This is a genomic window from Puribacter membranae, assembly GCF_055380425.1.
Genome location: NZ_AP040167.1, coordinates 108,195 through 125,418 on the forward strand (window position 1 = coordinate 108,195; position 17,224 = coordinate 125,418).

Genomic DNA, 17,224 nt, shown 5'->3' on the forward strand with positions numbered 1-17,224 from the left:
GCTTGATAGCGGGGTGCGCTTGCGTGGGAATAAAGACTGCTAAGGCTAATAAAACGGTTCAATTGAATTAAATAGCAGTGGGTCGATGAATCATCGACCCACCTACAACAACGTAATTATTTACGTTTGCTGATCGCTACAAATTTCAAGTCTTCCGGACCTGTGTAGTTCGCGCTTGGACGAATGATCTTGTTGTCCTGACGCTGTTCGATCACGTGTGCGCTCCAGCCTGCTGTACGCGATACCACGAACAATGGGGTGAACATGGCGGTTGGTACGCCCATCAAGTTGTACGATACGGCGCTGAACCAGTCCAGATTCGGGAACATTTTTTTGATTTCCCACATCACGGATTCGAGACGCTCAGCCACGTCGTACATGCGCATGTCGCCTTGCTCTTTGCCCAAATCGTGCGCCACTTTTTTGATCACAACGTTGCGCGGATCGGCGATGGTGTATACCGGATGGCCAAAACCAATCACGACTTCTTTGCGTTCTACACGTGCGCGGATGTCGGCTTCGGCTTCGTCTGGTGAGCCATAGCGTTGTTGGATTTCAAACGCCACTTCGTTCGCGCCGCCGTGTTTTGGACCGCGCAACGCGCCAATGCCTGCGCAAATGGCGGAGTACATGTCCGAACCGGTACCTGCTACCACGCGTGAGGCGAAGGTTGAGGCATTGAACTCGTGTTCTGCGTACAAAATCAATGAGATGTGCATGGCTTTAACCCATGAATCAGGGCATTTTTTGCCGTGCAACAGGGTCAGGAAGTGACCGCCGATGGAGTCGTCATCGGTTTCCACTTCAATGCGTTTGCCATTGTGCGCAAAATGGTACCAGTAGAGCAGCATGGAGCTGTGGCATGCCATCAATTTGTCGGCAATGTCGCGTGCGCCGGCGTAATTGTGGTCGTCCTTCTCAGGTGTGACGCAGCCCAGAACCGATACGCCGGTGCGCATCACGTCCATTGGGTGCGCGGACGGTGGCAATTGTTCCAAAGCGACTTTGACCGCTTGCGGCAGGCCGCGCATGCGTTGCAATTTCGCTTTGTAGTTGGCCAATTGGGTTTTGGTTGGCAATGTGCCGTGTACCAACAAATGCGCGACTTCTTCAAATTCGCATTTGAGTGCCAAGTCCATGATGTCGTAACCACGGTAGTGCAAGTCGTTGCCCGAACGGCCAACGGTACACAGTGCGGTATTGCCTGCGGCCACGCCGGACAGGGCAACGGATTTTTTCGGCTTGAATGTTGCGGTGGTTGCGGTTTCTTTACTCATTGTGCTTGTCTCCATGAGGTTAAGGTTAATCAAGAAGGGTAGAACATTATTTGTTTAGGAATAAATCCAGCTTGTCTTCGTACGCTTGATAGCCGATGGATGCGTACAGCTCCATACGGGTTTGCATCGTGTCCACTACGCCGGATTGCGTGCCGTTTTGACGCAGGCTGTTGTAGACATTCAGTGCCGCTTTGTTCGCCGCGCGGAACGCAGACAGCGGGTAGAGTGTCATGGCGACGCCGACTTCGCGCAATTCATCGGTGGTGAACAACGGCGTTTGGCCAAATTCGGTCAAGTTGGCCAGAATCGGTACGTTTGGCAAAGCTTTGACGAAAGCGCTGTACATGTCCAAGGTAATGGCGGCTTCTGGGAACAGGCCGTCTGCACCGGCTTCGATGTATTTGCTCGCGCGTTCAATCGCGGCATCTAAGCCTTCGTTGGCAATTGCATCGGTACGCGCCATGATGAAGAATGATTCGTCGGTACGCGCATCGACCGCCGCTTTGATGCGATCGACCATTTCGTCGGCTGGGACGATGGCTTTGTTCGGGCGGTGGCCACAGCGCTTCGCGCCGACTTGATCCTCAATGTGCATGGCGGCAACGCCTGCTTTGATCATGCTTTTGGTGGTGCGTGCGACATTAAATGCCGACGGGCCAAAGCCGGTGTCTACGTCCACCAGCAAAGGCAGATCGCAAATATCGGTGATGCGGCGCGCGTCAATCAGGACGTCTTCCAAACCGGTAATGCCCAGATCAGGCACGCCGAGCGAGCCTGCGGCCACGCCGCCGCCGGAAACGTAAATGGCTTTAAAGCCGGCTTGTTGTGCGAGCAGGGCGTGATTGGCGTTGATTGCGCCAACGATCTGCAACGGCGATTCTTCTTTTAGGGCTTGCCGAAAACGTTGGCCGGCTGTTAATGAACTCATGAGTAACCTCCTTAATTGACGATATAGAATTCGGTGTTTTGTTGATAGGATTCATCCATTTAGTGTACTTTATGCAAATATTCTTACAAGAGATTGACTGGCGAACAAATTCAGCGACGTGTGATGAAATACGCAATGCCTTTTGATGTGGTGCTTGGTTATGGAGCAGCCATAAACTCGCGCAGTATCTGGTTGTTAATTGCGCCAATCAGCCAATACAGACAATGCTGATTACCCCGCGCTTCATTGAATATTTTTATTTCAAAATGTTCCATGCGTGAGATGGCTTCTACTGCTAAAATACAAGTGACTCAGTATATAGAGCATGAAATCGTATTTGATCAAAAGGAGTGCAATACATGAAACTTCACAGCGACAGTTTTCCGGATAATGGCGTGATTCCAGCGGAGTTTGCCTTTGCGCAAATTGATCAAAAAGTGCGCGTGCGCTTTGCTGATAATAAAAACCCGCATCTGGCATGGTCTGAAGTGCCCGAAGGCACGCAATCGTTCGTCATTTTGTGCGTGGACGACTGCGCACCGACCGATCCGACGGATGTGAATCAAGTCGATCGCGAAGTGCCCGCCGATTTGCCGCGCGATGATTTTTACCACTGGATTTTGATCAATATTCCGGCTTCCATGCGTGAAATTGCAGCTGGACAGTTTTCCAATCAAGTGACGCCGCGCGGTAAAGCCGGCCCCATTGTGCCGATCAAGGAATTCAGTGAAACACTGATGCGCCATGGCATCAACGACTATACCCACTGGTTTGCCAACGATTACGATATGGCCGGTGATTACTACGGTTACGACGGTCCATGCCCGCCGTGGAATGACTCCATCGTACACAAATACACCTTTACGTTGTATGCCTTGGACATCCCTGAATTGAGTATGCCGCTGGCGAGTAAACTCAATATCAGCGCGGTGCAACGCCGTATGGAAGGGCATATTTTGGATCAAGCCAGTTGGTCGGGCGTGTACACGCTTACGCCGCGTCTGGCTTCGGCGCTGTCGATTGACAGTGGTACAGGTGGTATTGGTGACGGTACGGGCGATGCTGCTGCCAACTCGGCAGAACCGAGTTAATTGAAACGGCTCACGATATGACTCGTCGGACGTTACAGATTTTGGTTGTGGTGCTGTCGCTGGCTTTGCTGGCGGCGTGTTTTCGTATTTATCATTTGAGCTCGGATGCCAATTCGGGATCAAAATCGACCATTGCCACGCAAAAAAATACGGCCAACAACCGCGCCAATGAGGGTGCGACGCCAGAGGTCAGTGCAAAAAGCAACAATGGCTCGGGCAAACGTTCTACCGAGTCATCCAACGCTAAAGCCGATGCTGATTATGCCGGCGGCATCGGGACGATAGACTATGCGGCCTTGCCCAAAGAAGCGCAAACGGTGATTGGTATGATTCAAAAGCGTGCCAGTTTTCCCTATCGCCAAGACGGGCAAACATTCAGCAACCGCGAACGGATTTTGCCGAGCCAACCGCGCGGCTATTATCAAGAATACACCGTGCCGACTCCTGGCGCTGACAATCGCGGAGCGCGCCGTATCGTTTCCGGACAGGGAACGACGGGCGACAATGCCAATAGCGGCGAATACTATTACACCAGCGATCACTACCGCAGTTTTGCGCGGGTACGGATGGAGTGAGCATGAATCCAATTAAAACCGAATTGTGGTCGCGCATCGTGGGTAAATGGGTTGAGTGCCATATCGCTGATGTGTCCGAGGCATCCAAATCGGCAGCTGCCGACGGTGTTGGTCGTGACGATGGCCTTGGTGATTATCTGGCGGTGTACACCACCGAGTTGGGTGCAGATGTGCGCACGGTGGACGTGCGCAAAGCGGTTGATGCTGCTGAGGTTTTGGCGCTATTGGCCGCACGTTTGAATTTTCCTGACTATTTCGGGGAAAATTTAGATGCGCTGTACGATGTGACCGGTGAATACGCCGATCGATTGCAGGCGCAATTGAACGCGCAGGACGGTTCTGTACCGCAAGTGTGGTTGATACACAGCGATGTGGCGCAGAGCAAAATGCTGTTCCCGGTTATGGATACACTCAAAGACGCGATGAGCGAGCTTACGGGCGTCGGCTTGAGCATACTTTGGGTGGTCACGGGTGCCAACACGGTGTAATATTCACTTTATCGTGTAGCAACGCTATCTGCATGCAAAAATAGATAACGCTGATTAAAATCGCATCAGTACTATTTTGGATTTGATTACATGACTTCAAAGCAGCAAAATCAGCAAAAGAGATGATTATGAACAGTATTTTAGTGATTCACGGTCCGAATTTAAATTTATTGGGTACACGCGAACCCGAGGTATATGGTTCGCAAACCTTGGCGGATGTGAATCAACGTTTACAGCAGCAGGCGCAGGAATTGGGGCTTGCGTTGGAGACCTACCAGAGTAATCACGAAGGTGAAATCGTTGAGGCGATTCACCGCGCGCGAGGGCAGCATCAGGCTATCATTATCAATCCGGCGGCGTTCACGCATACCAGCGTTGCGGTTCGTGATGCACTCGCGGGCGTGGCAATTCCGTTCATTGAAGTGCATTTGTCCAATGTTTATCAACGCGAGCCATTCCGTCACCACTCCTTCATGTCTGATTTGGCGGTTGGGGTGATCTGCGGTTTGGGTGCTTATGGCTATGAAGCGGCCTTATCCTACTGGGCGCAGAAACTGAAGGCAAAATCCGCTTAAATGAACTTATCAGAACGCTATCGATTATAAAAATAAATAAGATGGCGTTAAATACTCTCTTGTTTTGAAGGTTTTAAAAATCTGAACGTTCGTTCTATTTAACTTGTTTTAGCGAAAAATATCGAAAAATAAGCGAAAATAAGTCACTTTCACGAATTTTAAGGCGTATAATCGCACTCCAATAATATATGGTCATTTTCAAGGCCGTATGGGATGCTGTGCTGCTTGGCTGTTTGGGCTTTGAGTGGTTTCGCATCAAATACGTGTTCATTGGATCATTGTGCCGCCTATTTATTTTTGTGTTGAATCATGGCGGCGCAGCATATACCCATCGATGGCAACATCGATTCCAATAATTCTAAAGGAGCGAGCAGAATGGATTTGCGTAAACTCAAAACACTGATTGATTTGGTGTCTGAATCGGAAGTATCAGAGTTGGAAATTACTGAGGCCGAAGGTAAGGTGCGTATCGTTAAAGGCGGCGGTTCCGTCATGGTGTCTGCACCGCAAGTGGTACACAGTGCGCCAGCGGTTGCTGCGGCACCAGTGGCAGCGGCTGCTGCACCTGCGGTTGCTGCGCCAGCACCTGCCGCTGCTCCGGCACAAGAAGCCGGCACGCCAGTCAAATCACCGATGGTCGGTACGTTCTACGCCGCATCCGCGCCGGGCGCTGCGCCGTACGTCACAGTTGGTACTGCGGTGAAAAAAGGCCAAACCCTGTGCATCATTGAGGCCATGAAGTTGCTCAATGAAATCGAAGCGGAAACCGATGGCGTGATCAAACAAATTTTGGTTGAAAATGCCGAGCCGGTGGAATACGGTCAAGTGTTGTTCATCATTGGCTGATGATTCGAGCCGATACGGTGCGTAGATCGCTGTGGTGCTACGCAGATACCGTGTCGAATGTTCTGAAAATGATTCCGAATAGTGCCTTGTGCCTTGCTCGCTCAAATGATAGAAAACGATAGAGCCGTGCTTGGTGCATGTGTACCCAATTTGATGAAAGCGTGCTATGTTTAAAAAAATTCTCATCGCCAATCGAGGTGAAATTGCTTTGCGGATTCAGCGGGCCTGCCGTGAAATGGGGATTAAAACCGTGGTGGTTTACTCCGAGGCCGATCGTGAAGCGAAATACGTGAAGCTGGCTGACGAAGCTGTGTGTATCGGGCCTGCGCCTTCTGCGCAAAGTTATCTGAATATGACCGCATTGATCGCCACGGCCGAGGTCACTCGCGCTGATGCGATTCATCCGGGTTATGGTTTCTTGTCAGAAAACGCCGATTTTTCACAGCGTGTTGAGGAATCCGGATTTGTGTTTATCGGCCCGACGGCTGAATCCATCCGCATCATGGGCGATAAAGTTGCGGCGAAACAGGCAATGATTCGTGCGGGTGTACCGACGGTTCCGGGTTCGCCCGAAGCATTGGGGGACGATCCGCAGGAAATCCTGCGCATGGCACGCGCGATTAAATTTCCTGTCATCATTAAGGCCGCCGGTGGTGGCGGTGGTCGCGGGATGCGTGTGGTGCATTCGGAGGCTGCTTTGCTTAATGCGGTGGCGATGACCAAGGCGGAAGCCCAAGCCGCGTTTGGCAATCCGAACGTGTACATGGAAAAATTCCTGCAAAATCCGCGCCATATCGAGATTCAGATTCTCGCCGACCAACACCGCAATGCGGTTTACTTGGGCGAGCGTGATTGCTCTTTGCAACGCCGTCACCAAAAAGTGATTGAGGAGGCGCCTGCGCCGGGTATCCCGCGTAAATTGGTGGATAAAATCGGTGCGCGCTGTGTGGACGCGTGTAAAAAAATCGGTTATCGCGGTGCGGGTACGTTTGAATTTTTGTATGAGAATGGCGAGTTCTACTTCATCGAAATGAATACCCGTGTGCAAGTGGAACATCCGGTGACCGAAATGGTGACAGGCATTGATATTGTGCAAGAGCAAATTCGCATTGCGGCGGGTGAAAAATTGCGTTTCCGTCAGCGCGACATCGTGCTCAAAGGTCACTCGATTGAGTGTCGTATCAATGCCGAAGACCCATTCAAATTCACCCCGAGCCCAGGGCGCATCACCATGTGGCATACAGCGGGTGGTCCGGGTGTGCGGGTGGATTCGCATGTGTACAACAACTACTTTGTACCGCCGAACTACGACTCCATGATCGGTAAATTGATTACCTACGGCGATACACGCGAGCAGGCCGTTGCGCGTATGCGTACCGCGCTGTCGGAAATGGTGGTGGAAGGCATTTCGACTAATATTCCCTTGCATCGTGTGATGATGGACGATCCGGTTTTTGTCGAAGGTGGTTTTAGCATTCACTATTTGGAACAAAAACTGGAGCAGGAAAAACATTAAGCTCAATGAATTTTCTGATCAAACAAACATCCAACCCGTCGCGGTTGGATGTTTTGTTTTTTATGCTGAATTCACGGATAATGCGGGCATTGCTAATTAAAACAATTTAAAAGGAACACTATGTGGGTAGAAATCATTGTCAGCGTGGACGAAGCACATGCGGAAGACGTCTCCGATGCACTCATGGAGGCGGGGGCGCTTTCCGTATCGGTTGAAGACGAATGGGCGGACACCGAATCCGAAGTGCCTTTGTATGGTGAGCCGGGTTTGGAGCCCACCACCCACGCATGGCAGCAGTCGCGTCTGGTCGTTCTACTCGAACCGGAAGCGGATGTGGATGCATTATTGAGCGAAGCGTACGGCGAATTAAACTTGCCGGTACCGAGCTATGAGCGGCGCGAAGTACAGGCGCAGGATTGGGTGCGCTTGACCCAAAGCCAGTTCGAGCCGATTGAAATTACCCCGCAATTATGGATTGTCCCGACGTGGCACGAAGCCGATGAGCGCGACGCAGGCCGCATCAATCTGCGCCTCGACCCGGGTTTGGCGTTTGGCACGGGCAGCCATCCGACCACGCGCCTGTGTTTGCAATGGCTCGCGCAACACATGCCGAGCGCGCAGGGCGCGACGGTGCTTGATTACGGTTGCGGCAGCGGGATTTTAGCGATTGCCGCGAAAAAAATGGGCGCGGGCGATGTGCTTGGCACCGACATTGATGGGCAGGCGGTGCAAAGCTCGCAAGACAATGCAGAACTCAACACCACGCAGGCGCACTTCGTCCTGCCGGATGCGATGCCGCATGGCGCGCAGTACCAAATCGTTGTCGCCAATATTTTGTCGAATCCGCTCAAATTGCTCGCACCGGCGCTGGTTGGCTATGTGCAACAGGGCGGTTATCTCGTGCTGTCTGGGATTTTGGAGCGCCAAACCGACGAGCTGATCGAAGCCTATGCGCCGTACATGAACATGTCGCTGTGGCGCGCCGAGGACGGCTGGATTTGTTTGGTCGGACAGGCGGTTTAAACCACGCACCATTTGAGAAAAGATTTTCTTGCTGGCGCGCAATCACAGGAGTCAATGATGTCTCAGCAAGAATTACTGCGTCAACTGGACGCCATCATGCAACGCATCCGTCGTGCGTGCGCACGCTGTGGCCGTGATCCACGCGAGGTGCGGCTGCTGTTGGCGACCAAAACCGTGCCGGCTGAACGCATTTTGTTTGCTTTACAAGCAGGGCAAACGCTCATCGGTGAAAATAAGGTGCAGGAAATTCGCGACAAGTTTGAAGCGTTGCAGAGCATTCCGCACGAAACGCACTTCATCGGTCATTTGCAAACCAATAAAATCAAAGATATTTTGAAATACGACGTGCGCTGCATTCAGTCGCTGGATCGTTTGGATTTGGCAGAAAAGCTTCAGCAAAGGCTGGAGACGGAGCGCAAGCAGATGGATGTGTTGATTCAAGTGAACACCTCGGGCGAGGCGAGTAAATTTGGCATTACGCCGGATCGCGCGCTGGCATTGGTGCAGCAAGTGGCTCAATTGGATCGTTTGCACATCAAAGGTCTGATGACCATTGGTTTATTTAGCGTGCAGTTAGAGCTGGTTCGCCCGTGTTTTCAGCTGTTGAAACGTCTACAGCAGGAGGTGATGCAGCTTAATCTGCCGAATGTGTCTATGGCCGAGCTGTCTATGGGCATGAGCGGTGATTTGGAAGTGGCGATTGAAGAAGGCGCCACCATTATTCGTGTCGGAACGGCGATTTTTGGGCAACGCATTTATTCCGATAGTTATTATTGGAATGAAAATGTGGCAGATGATTCGGCGTCATGATCGGTGAGTTGGATAAAAAGAAAGGGTGCAACGCACCCTTTAAATTTTTGTCGAGGCTGAAAGCCTGAATGAAAATTATTCACGCAGATCTTTGCGCAGGATTTTACCGACGTTGGATTTCGGTAAATCGGTGCGAAACTCGATGTATTTCGGTCGTTTGTAGCCGGTTAAGTGTTCTTTCAAGAATGCTTGCAATTCCTGCTCGGTCAGGCTCGCGTCTTTTTTCACCACAAACATTTTCACCGCTTCGCCCGAGTAGTCGTCGGCGACACCGATCACGGCGCATTCGAGCACTTTCGGATGCATCACGGCGACGTCTTCCACTTCATTTGGATAGACGTTGAAGCCGGAGACCAGCACCATGTCTTTTTTACGGTCGATGATTTTGACGTAGCCTTGCTCGTTCATGATGCCGATGTCGCCGGAGCGGAAAAAGCCGTCGGCAGTCATGACTTTGGCGGTTTCGTCCGGGCGCTGCCAGTAGCCAGCCATCACTTGCGGGCCGCGAATGGCGATTTCACCCGGTGAGCCGTAGGGTACTTCTTTGCCATCGTCGTCCAAAATCGCAACGTCGGTCGAGGAAATCGGCAGTCCGGTGTAGCCGGTGAATGCGGTCAATTTGATCGGGTTCATCAATGCGGCCGGGCTGGTTTCGGACAGACCGTAGGCTTCGCAAATTGGCACGCCGGTGATTTCGTGGAACTGGTCGGCGACGGCTTTTTGCACCGCCATACCACCGCCCAAGGCGACGCGCAACGATGAGAAGTCCAGCTTTTTGAACTCAGGGTTGTGGTTCAAGGCGACAAACAGGGTGTTGACCGCGGGCAATACATGGAACGGGTGTTTTTGCAAATCTTTGATGAACGCGGGAATATCGCGCGGGTTGGTTATGAGCAGCACGCAGCCACCGATGTGCAGCGCATACAGTGCGTTTACGGTCAGGCCGAAGATATGGTACAGCGGCAGGGCAGAGACAAAGGTCGCGCCGTTGTTCAAATCGCTGATGGCCGGTGCACACCATTCTTCGGCTTGCAGCACATTCGCAATGATGTTGCCATGCGTGAGCGCCGCGCCTTTGGACACGCCGGTGGTGCCGCCGGTGTATTGCAAAAACGCCAGATCGTCGTGGCTCAATTGAACCGGTTGATAGGTTTTTTGCGCGCCTTCGGCCAATACGCGTTTGAACTGAATCGCGGAGTCAATGCGCCACGCCGGAACCATCTTTTTCACGTTGCGCAGGACAAAGTTGACGATTTTGCCTTTGAAACCGAGCATGTCGCCGAGTGATGAGACAACGACGTGTTTGATATTCGGCAGGTTCGGCAGGGACACTTCCAATACATGGGCGAAGTTTTCGAGAATGAAAATGGCTTTGGCGCCGGAGTCGTTGAGCTGATGTGTCAGTTCATCGGGCGTGTACAGCGGGTTAATATTGGTCACCGCATAGCCCGCGCGCAAAATCGCCGGTACCAAAATCAGGTATTGCAGACAGTTGGGCATCATGATGGCGACACGGTCGCCTTTTTGCAGGCCGAGGCTTTGCAGCCACGCGGCGACGTCGCGCGAATATTGGTCAAATTCGCGGTAGGTCAGCGATTTGCCCATATTGATCGCCATCGGGCGGTCGCTAAAGCGCGCAAATGCAGAGTCAAAAATAGCGGGAATGGAATTGAAACGGTTCAAGTCGATGTGTTCGGCTACGCCGGCGTATTGGCTCAACCAAGGCTTTTGCATGAGGGTCTCCAGAGTTTTTATATAAATAGATTGTCAATCAAAATGATGCAAGCATTGCGCAACATCTGCTGTTATTTTACATAAAAATTTAGATAACGGAAGTTATTTTCAATCATTCACAGTTTTTTCAAAATACGGACGCGTAGCCAGACAATGCGAAATTCAATTGGGTTTTATGCAATAATGCTGTCACTATATAATTAAGGAAGTACGGAGCAACCCCTACCGTCTGCGCTGGTTGATTGGCGTGATGAGTAACGAGGCGTGGCGCACAGTCTATGGTCATTCCCTAGACAAGCGTCACAACAAAGTTAATCACACGCCAATCTCCAGCCCTTCGGGTTCTGGCAAAAAACACCCAGAACTTTGTTGCAGAATAGGAGTTGTCGTAGAATAACTACGACCCCTATCCTACGCCGCGTTCTGAATGTTTTTTGCTCAGAACGCAGACTGGTTTGGGTTGCTCCGTACTTCCTTAAGAATCGCGCTCGACTGATCTGATCGAGGCGACAGAATGGATGGATAAATCATATGACTGCTGTACCAGCTACCCCTATTTCCGAGCAACGCTTGTCTCAGGTTTTGCAGCGCAATCGTCAAGCGGGGCGAAAAAACTTGGTTACATTCATTACCGCGGGTTATCCGAGCTTGGCACAAACCGAGCAACTCATGCACGCTTTGGTCAACGCCGGCGTGGATGTGATTGAATTGGGCGTGCCATTTTCCGACCCGATGGCCGACGGGCCGGTGATTCAGCGTGCGAGTGAGCGCGCCGTGGCGCAGGGCGTGGGTTTGCGCGATGTGTTGGCATTGGTGGCGCAGTTTCGCCGGAGCAATTCGCACACGCCGGTGGTATTGATGGGCTACGCCAATCCGATCGAGCGCATCGGGCAGGAAGCGTTCATCGCCGAGGCGGTGCAAGCGGGTGTGGATGGTGCGCTCATCGTTGATTATCCACCCGAGGAATCCGAAGCGTTTGCACAAACGGCACGCGCGGCAGGCCTCAATATCATTTATTTGGTCGCGCCGACCACCACCGATGCGCGTATGCAGGCGACGGCGCACTCGGCCAGCGGTTTTATCTACTATGTATCACTCAAAGGCGTGACCGGCGCTGCCTCGTTGGACGTAGCGGACGTGCAGGCGAAAGTCGCGCGCCTGCGTCAGTTCACTGATTTGCCGATCAATGTCGGCTTTGGGATTTCGGATGCGAGCAGCGCGCGCGCAGTGGCGCAGATCGCAGACGGCGTGGTGATTGGCAGTAAATTGATTCAATTGGTCGAATCCGCCCAAGCGCAAGGGCAGGATGCTTGCGCGGTGGTTGGCGATTGGGTAAAAGACATTCGCAAGGCGCTGGATGCGGTTTAAATAACTGATTTTGAACAATAATAATTGATTTTGAAGCGGTTTTAGCGAACGGTTGTGCTGATAAATTTGGTGGCGTTGCGGTATTTAAAGCCTATATAATGCCGCATTCCAATGACTATGGAGCAAGACGATGAGTTGGTTAGATAAAATTTTACCCCCCAAAATGCAGTCCGAAGCCAAAAAATCAGCGATGCCTGATGGTTTGTGGGTGAAATGTCCGGCGTGCGAAGAGGTTTTGTACAAATCCGATTTGGAGGCCAATGAATACGTGTGTCCCAAATGCGATCATCACCTGCGTGTGAAAGCGCGTGATCGCATCAATCGTCTGCTGGACGCGGACGGTCGTGTGGAACTGGGACAAGAAGTCAAGCCGGTGGACAGCTTGAAATTCAAAGACAGCCGCAAGTACACCGAGCGTCTGGCCGAAGCGGTGAAAAACACGGGCGAGTCCGAAGCCTTGGTGGTGCAAGCGGGTACCATTCATGAGCAACCGGCGGTGGTTGCTGCGTTTGAATTCGATTTCATGGGTGGCTCCATGGGTTCGGTCGTGGGCGAGCGCTTCGTGCGCGGTGTGCGTCATGCGATTGACACCAATTCCGCCTTCATCAGCATTTCCGCCTCGGGCGGCGCGCGTATGCAAGAGGCATTATTGTCCTTGATGCAGATGGCGAAAACCACGGCGGCGCTCACATTGCTGGCGGAAAAACGTTTGCCTTATATTTCGATTTTGACCGATCCGACCATGGGCGGCGTGTCGGCGAGTTTTGCCTTTATCGGCGACATCGTGATTGCCGAGCCGAAAGCTTTGATCGGCTTTGCCGGTCCGCGCGTGATTGAGCAAACCGTGCGCGAAAAATTGCCTGAAGGTTTCCAGCGCTCTGAGTTTTTGCTGGAACATGGCGCGATTGACATGATCGTGCATCGCAAACAAATGCGTGAGGAATTGGCGCGATTGATTACCTTGTTGCGCAGTCAGGGTGAAATTTCACTGGCTTAATGATGCGTTAACCAGCGAATTGCTCGGTAGAAACGAAACCGCAATGGTAAAATCCGTTGCGGTTTTTTTCATGTGAATCAAAGGAATTTATTTATGGCAACATTTGCCCATCTTGCCGATTGGCTGGCGCATTTGGAAACGGTACACAAGAGCGAAATTGACCTCGGTCTGACGCGCGTCGGGCAGATGAAAGCGCGTCTGCAAGCGGCGAGCCTGCTCACGCTCAATTATCCCATCATCACGGTGGGTGGTACGAATGGCAAAGGCTCCACCTGTGCTTATCTGGAGCAAATTTTGCTGGCGGCGGGCTATAAAGTGGGTTGCCACACCTCGCCGCATGTGATCGATTTTACCGAACGTGCGCGGTTTAACGGCGTGGATGCGACCGAAGAGCAGTTATTGCCCTTATTTCATGCGGTGGAGCGCGTTCGACAGCAGGCTCCCGAAATTTCCCTGACCTATTTTGAGTTCACCTTACTGGTATTCATGTGCTGGTTCGATGCGCAACAGCCTGACGCGGTGATTTTGGAGGTCGGTTTGGGCGGGCGCTTGGACGCGACCAATGTGTTTGAATCGGCAGCAGCAGTGATAACGTCTGTGGATATTGACCACGTGGGCTTTTTGGGGGATACGCGCGAGGCCATCGGTTTTGAAAAAGCAGGGATTTTTCGTGCGCATCAGCCAGCGGTGTGCGCCGATCCGAATCCGCCGCAATCCCTGATCGATCATGCGAATGCCATCGGCGCGGATTTGAAACTGATTAACCGCGATTTCAGCTATCAAGTGATTCAGGACGACCAGCGCAAACAATGGCGCTTTATCGGCGAACACAGCACGCGCAACAGCTTGGCCATGCCGGCGATGCGCGGTGATTATCAGTTGGCCAATGCGTCTGCGGCATTGGCTGCGCTGGATGCGCTGCGCGAGCAGTTGCCGGTGACGCAGCAGGCGGTGCGCGTGGGGATTTCCAATGCCGTCGTGCGTGGGCGTTTTCAGGTTTTGCCCGGGCAGCCGACCACAATTTTGGACGTCGCGCACAATCCGCACGCGGCGCGCGCTTTGGCCAAAAATATCAATCAAATGGGCTACGCGCCTTACACACATGCGGTATTTGGCGCGATGGCAGACAAGGACATCGGGCAGGTGTTGCGTATCATGCGCGACGTGGTGGATCACTGGTATGTGTGCGATTTACCGTCCGCGCGTGCCGCCACGGCAGAGCAATTGCGCGCCATTTTGTTGGATTCGGGCTTTGTGGCGGATCAAGATCACAGCGTTCAGACATTTGACAGCGTGCAAAGCGCTTTGGCGCATTTATCTGCAAGTGTACCCACGCAGGTCTCGCCCAATGATAGAATAATCATATTTGGCTCCTTTGTGACCGTGGAACAAGCACTCAAAGGTCTGCCGCGATTCCCAAGCGTACCGGCTGAATCGACATAAGGAAAAATGGGATGTGGTTTAAGAAAAAGCAAACAAATCAATCAAATAGCGAGCCGTCAAACGCGCGTCGCAAAGGCGATATGCGCAGCGAATTGGGCTTGAGCGGCGAGACGCATCAAGCGGTGCGCGTGCGTGCGCGCCAAGTGCAACGCGACGGATTGAATGAAACAACCGCGGTATATGACGAAGAGGTGCAGTTGCACGACTTGAAGGTGCGCGCGCGTCGTCGTTTGATCGGCGCATTGGTTTTGCTGGGTGCGGCGTTTGTGATTTTGCCGTGGGTGTTTGATGGCCAACGCAAAGAAACCGCCGCGCAAGTGGCTGTGAGCATTCCCGATAAAAACGTCCAGTTTGACGTGAAAAACCCGAAAGCCACCGACGAAAGTCTGCGCGCGGCAGCGGAGAGTGCGGATAAAACGGCAGCCGATGGCAAAGCAACCGATGCAAAGCCAAGCGATAATAAGGCTGCCGCTGCAACCACGGCAACAACTACAGCCGCCACCACAGCCGCGCCTGCAAAACCAGCGGACACCAAACAAGCCGTACCTGCTACGCCGACAACGCCAACTACCCAGCCAACGCAACAATATGCGGTACATATTGGCCTGGTCAGCGACAAAAAAGAGCTGGACAGTCTGGTGGCGCGATTGCGTGCGGCGGGTGTGCAGCCCCAACTGCGCACAGTGACGGTTGATGGTGCAAGCAAAACCCGTGTGCGTTTGGGCTTGTTTAAAACCCAAACCGAAGCCGAGGCTGCTTTGGCCAAAGTGAAAGGCGTGGCGAAAAATCCTGTTGTGATTCCGATTCAACAGGAGCAAACCAAGCCCAAGCCCTAAATCCATCCGTCAGGCCGTGAGTGTACTCACGGCCTCGTTTTTTTATGGTTGAATCCATGCAATCCCAGTAAAATGCGCGCTTGAAAACAGCAGCAAAATATGGGTCGAGATAAATGAATATTTTGAAAACAGCGCGACAAGCTGTTTTCAGCAGAGTTTTAATGATTTTAATTTGAGGTGAAAGATGTGTGGCGTGATTGGTGTGATGGCGAATAGCCCGGTGAACCAACTGATTTATGATGCGCTGTTGCTGCTGCAACACCGTGGGCAAGACGCGGCGGGCATGACGACCAATCAAGGTCAGCGATTTTGCATGCACAAGGGCAAAGGCATGGTGCGCGATGTATTTCGCACGCGCAATATGCGCGACTTGCATGGCAATATGGGCATTGGTCATGTACGCTATCCGACGGCAGGCGCGGTCGATAGCGTGGAGGAGGCGCAACCGTTTTATGTTAATGCGCCGTATGGCATCACCTTGGCTCACAATGGTAATTTAACCAATACCGACGAAGTGCGCGATGAACTATTCCGTTTGGATCGCCGCCACATCAATACCGGCTCGGATTCGGAAGTGCTGCTCAATGTGTTGGCACATGAATTGGATATTTCGGTGAATGAGGAAGATGCGACAGCGGCATTGACCTACCAGCATTTTTTCAGCGCCATGCGCCGTGTTAATGCACGCATTAAGGGCGCGTATGCCTGCGTCGGCATGGCCGCTGGCTTGTCAGTATTTGGCTTTCGCGACCCGAACGGCATTCGTCCTTTGGTTTTGGGTCAGCGTCAAACCAAAAGTGGGGCAATTGAATACATACTCGCTTCGGAGAGTGTGGCGATTGAGGGCGTCGGTTATAAAACCGTGCGAGACATCGCGCCGGGCGAAGCGATTTGGATTGATATGGACGGTACTCTGCACAGCCAAATTTGCGCTGAGAATACGCAGCTAAGTCCGTGCCTGTTTGAATACGTTTATTTTGCGCGTCCCGATTCGACGATAGAGGGCACGTCCGTGTACGCCGCGCGTTTGGCGATGGGCGAAACGCTGGCGGATAAAATCGCGCGCGAAATTGATGTGAAGGATATTGACGTGGTCATGCCGATTCCCGATACCTCGCGCCCATGTGCCATGCAATTGGCCTCGAAGTTGGGTTTGAGCTATCGTGAAGGTTTTATCAAAAACCGTTACATTGGTCGCACCTTCATCATGCCGGGTCAGGAAACGCGTCAAAAATCGGTGCGCCAAAAATTAACTGCCATGCCGAGTGAATTTGCCGGTAAAAACGTGCTGTTGGTGGACGACTCGATTGTGCGCGGTACAACCAGTCAAGAGATTGTTGCGCTTGCGCGCGAGTCGGGCGCGAACAAGGTGTATTTTGCCTCGGCTGCACCGGCAGTGAAATTTCCGAATGTTTATGGCATTGATATGCCGACGCGAACCGAGTTGATTGCTAACAATAAGTCATTGGCGGAAATTAGCGAAGCGATTACCGCCGACAAAGTTATTTACCAAGATTTGTCTGCGCTGATCGAATCGGTACAGTCGGCGGGGCAAGCGGGCGGACAATCGCGCCTGACACAGTTTGATGCCTCATGTTTTAATGGCGAATACGTCACGGGTGATATTGACGATGCCTATTTGGACCGACTGGAGCAAAATCGATTCGATGCGCAGCAGTCCAAGAAAAAAGCCAAATAATCATTTCGGTGCGTCATA

Annotated in this window: 16 protein-coding genes; 13 read left to right on the forward strand and 3 right to left on the reverse strand. The window is 52.3% G+C overall.

Annotated elements, in window-relative coordinates; genetic code table 11:
* Positions 1 to 116 precede the first annotated feature (116 nt).
* Together prpC and prpB are read right to left on the reverse strand one after the other, a co-directional pair.
* On the reverse strand, positions 117 to 1,277 hold the full coding sequence (gene prpC / locus ACZ41M_RS00555; RefSeq protein WP_464730791.1) for a bifunctional 2-methylcitrate synthase/citrate synthase: 1,161 nt from the start codon (positions 1,275 to 1,277) through the stop codon (positions 117 to 119).
* A 46-nt stretch (positions 1,278 to 1,323) separates the two neighbouring features.
* A complete protein-coding gene (gene prpB / locus ACZ41M_RS00560) occupies positions 1,324 to 2,205 on the reverse strand; it encodes a methylisocitrate lyase (protein WP_464730790.1) in 882 nt (293 codons plus the stop codon).
* Positions 2,206 to 2,564: 359 nt separating this feature from the next.
* Between prpB and ACZ41M_RS00565 the strand changes: the two genes are divergently transcribed.
* The 8 genes from ACZ41M_RS00565 (at position 2,565) to ACZ41M_RS00600 (ending at position 9,129) form a co-directional block, all read left to right on the forward strand.
* On the forward strand, positions 2,565 to 3,296 hold the full coding sequence (locus ACZ41M_RS00565; RefSeq protein ID WP_464730789.1) for a YbhB/YbcL family Raf kinase inhibitor-like protein: 732 nt from the start codon (positions 2,565 to 2,567) through the stop codon (positions 3,294 to 3,296).
* A 17-nt stretch (positions 3,297 to 3,313) separates the two neighbouring features.
* Positions 3,314 to 3,871: a guanyl-specific ribonuclease gene (locus ACZ41M_RS00570; RefSeq protein ID WP_464730788.1), complete on the forward strand. Its 558-nt coding sequence runs from the start codon at positions 3,314 to 3,316 to the stop codon at positions 3,869 to 3,871.
* A 2-nt stretch (positions 3,872 to 3,873) separates the two neighbouring features.
* Positions 3,874 to 4,359 carry a barstar family protein gene (locus ACZ41M_RS00575; RefSeq protein ID WP_464730787.1) on the forward strand — a complete coding sequence of 162 codons (486 nt, stop codon included), beginning with the start codon at positions 3,874 to 3,876 and terminating at the stop codon, positions 4,357 to 4,359.
* 122 nt (positions 4,360 to 4,481) lie between these two features.
* The gene (aroQ, locus tag ACZ41M_RS00580; protein WP_464730786.1) at positions 4,482 to 4,934 is read left to right on the forward strand and encodes a type II 3-dehydroquinate dehydratase; all 453 of its coding nucleotides are present in this window, start codon (positions 4,482 to 4,484) and stop codon (positions 4,932 to 4,934) included.
* Positions 4,935 to 5,309: 375 nt separating this feature from the next.
* The gene (gene accB, locus ACZ41M_RS00585) at positions 5,310 to 5,780 is read left to right on the forward strand and encodes an acetyl-CoA carboxylase biotin carboxyl carrier protein (RefSeq protein WP_464730785.1); all 471 of its coding nucleotides are present in this window, start codon (positions 5,310 to 5,312) and stop codon (positions 5,778 to 5,780) included.
* A 166-nt stretch (positions 5,781 to 5,946) separates the two neighbouring features.
* Entirely contained in the window at positions 5,947 to 7,296 is a 1,350-nt protein-coding gene (accC, locus tag ACZ41M_RS00590; RefSeq protein WP_464730784.1) for an acetyl-CoA carboxylase biotin carboxylase subunit, read from the forward strand.
* 120 nt (positions 7,297 to 7,416) lie between these two features.
* A complete protein-coding gene (gene prmA, locus ACZ41M_RS00595) occupies positions 7,417 to 8,319 on the forward strand; it encodes a 50S ribosomal protein L11 methyltransferase (protein WP_464730783.1) in 903 nt (300 codons plus the stop codon).
* Positions 8,320 to 8,376: 57 nt separating this feature from the next.
* Positions 8,377 to 9,129 (forward strand): YggS family pyridoxal phosphate-dependent enzyme, encoded by a 753-nt coding sequence (locus ACZ41M_RS00600; protein WP_464730782.1) that lies wholly within the window; start codon positions 8,377 to 8,379, stop codon positions 9,127 to 9,129.
* Between the two features lie 75 nt (positions 9,130 to 9,204).
* Here the strand turns inward: ACZ41M_RS00600 and ACZ41M_RS00605 are convergent, their stop codons facing one another.
* On the reverse strand, positions 9,205 to 10,863 hold the full coding sequence (locus ACZ41M_RS00605) for a long-chain-fatty-acid--CoA ligase (protein ID WP_464730781.1): 1,659 nt from the start codon (positions 10,861 to 10,863) through the stop codon (positions 9,205 to 9,207).
* 531 nt (positions 10,864 to 11,394) lie between these two features.
* Here ACZ41M_RS00605 and trpA point away from each other — a divergent pair.
* The 5 genes from trpA (at position 11,395) to purF (ending at position 17,206) form a co-directional block, all read left to right on the forward strand.
* Positions 11,395 to 12,231: a tryptophan synthase subunit alpha gene (gene trpA, locus ACZ41M_RS00610; protein ID WP_464730780.1), complete on the forward strand. Its 837-nt coding sequence runs from the start codon at positions 11,395 to 11,397 to the stop codon at positions 12,229 to 12,231.
* A 130-nt stretch (positions 12,232 to 12,361) separates the two neighbouring features.
* Positions 12,362 to 13,228: an acetyl-CoA carboxylase, carboxyltransferase subunit beta gene (gene accD, locus ACZ41M_RS00615; RefSeq protein WP_464730779.1), complete on the forward strand. Its 867-nt coding sequence runs from the start codon at positions 12,362 to 12,364 to the stop codon at positions 13,226 to 13,228.
* 93 nt (positions 13,229 to 13,321) lie between these two features.
* Positions 13,322 to 14,671: a bifunctional tetrahydrofolate synthase/dihydrofolate synthase gene (folC, locus tag ACZ41M_RS00620; RefSeq protein WP_464730778.1), complete on the forward strand. Its 1,350-nt coding sequence runs from the start codon at positions 13,322 to 13,324 to the stop codon at positions 14,669 to 14,671.
* Between the two features lie 11 nt (positions 14,672 to 14,682).
* Positions 14,683 to 15,507, forward strand: coding sequence for an SPOR domain-containing protein (locus tag ACZ41M_RS00625; RefSeq protein ID WP_464730777.1), 825 nt, complete (start codon positions 14,683 to 14,685; stop codon positions 15,505 to 15,507).
* A gap of 184 nt (positions 15,508 to 15,691) precedes the next feature.
* Positions 15,692 to 17,206 (forward strand): amidophosphoribosyltransferase, encoded by a 1,515-nt coding sequence (gene purF, locus ACZ41M_RS00630; RefSeq protein ID WP_464730776.1) that lies wholly within the window; start codon positions 15,692 to 15,694, stop codon positions 17,204 to 17,206.
* Positions 17,207 to 17,224 lie beyond the last annotated feature (18 nt).

Excerpts from the sequence above, each read along its gene's own strand:
- prpC (WP_464730791.1), bottom strand. The coding sequence starts at position 1,277 with ATGAGTAAAGAAACCGCAACCACCGCAACATTCAAGCCGAAAAAATCC.
- prpB (WP_464730790.1), bottom strand. The coding sequence starts at position 2,205 with ATGAGTTCATTAACAGCCGGCCAACGTTTTCGGCAAGCCCTAAAAGAA.
- ACZ41M_RS00565 (WP_464730789.1), top strand. The coding sequence starts at position 2,565 with ATGAAACTTCACAGCGACAGTTTTCCGGATAATGGCGTGATTCCAGCG.
- ACZ41M_RS00570 (WP_464730788.1), top strand. The coding sequence starts at position 3,314 with ATGACTCGTCGGACGTTACAGATTTTGGTTGTGGTGCTGTCGCTGGCT.
- ACZ41M_RS00575 (WP_464730787.1), top strand. The coding sequence starts at position 3,874 with ATGAATCCAATTAAAACCGAATTGTGGTCGCGCATCGTGGGTAAATGG.
- aroQ (WP_464730786.1), top strand. The coding sequence starts at position 4,482 with ATGATTATGAACAGTATTTTAGTGATTCACGGTCCGAATTTAAATTTA.
- accB (WP_464730785.1), top strand. The coding sequence starts at position 5,310 with ATGGATTTGCGTAAACTCAAAACACTGATTGATTTGGTGTCTGAATCG.
- accC (WP_464730784.1), top strand. The coding sequence starts at position 5,947 with ATGTTTAAAAAAATTCTCATCGCCAATCGAGGTGAAATTGCTTTGCGG.
- prmA (WP_464730783.1), top strand. The coding sequence starts at position 7,417 with ATGTGGGTAGAAATCATTGTCAGCGTGGACGAAGCACATGCGGAAGAC.
- ACZ41M_RS00600 (WP_464730782.1), top strand. The coding sequence starts at position 8,377 with ATGTCTCAGCAAGAATTACTGCGTCAACTGGACGCCATCATGCAACGC.
- ACZ41M_RS00605 (WP_464730781.1), bottom strand. The coding sequence starts at position 10,863 with ATGCAAAAGCCTTGGTTGAGCCAATACGCCGGCGTAGCCGAACACATC.
- trpA (WP_464730780.1), top strand. The coding sequence starts at position 11,395 with ATGACTGCTGTACCAGCTACCCCTATTTCCGAGCAACGCTTGTCTCAG.
- accD (WP_464730779.1), top strand. The coding sequence starts at position 12,362 with ATGAGTTGGTTAGATAAAATTTTACCCCCCAAAATGCAGTCCGAAGCC.
- folC (WP_464730778.1), top strand. The coding sequence starts at position 13,322 with ATGGCAACATTTGCCCATCTTGCCGATTGGCTGGCGCATTTGGAAACG.
- ACZ41M_RS00625 (WP_464730777.1), top strand. The coding sequence starts at position 14,683 with ATGTGGTTTAAGAAAAAGCAAACAAATCAATCAAATAGCGAGCCGTCA.
- purF (WP_464730776.1), top strand. The coding sequence starts at position 15,692 with ATGTGTGGCGTGATTGGTGTGATGGCGAATAGCCCGGTGAACCAACTG.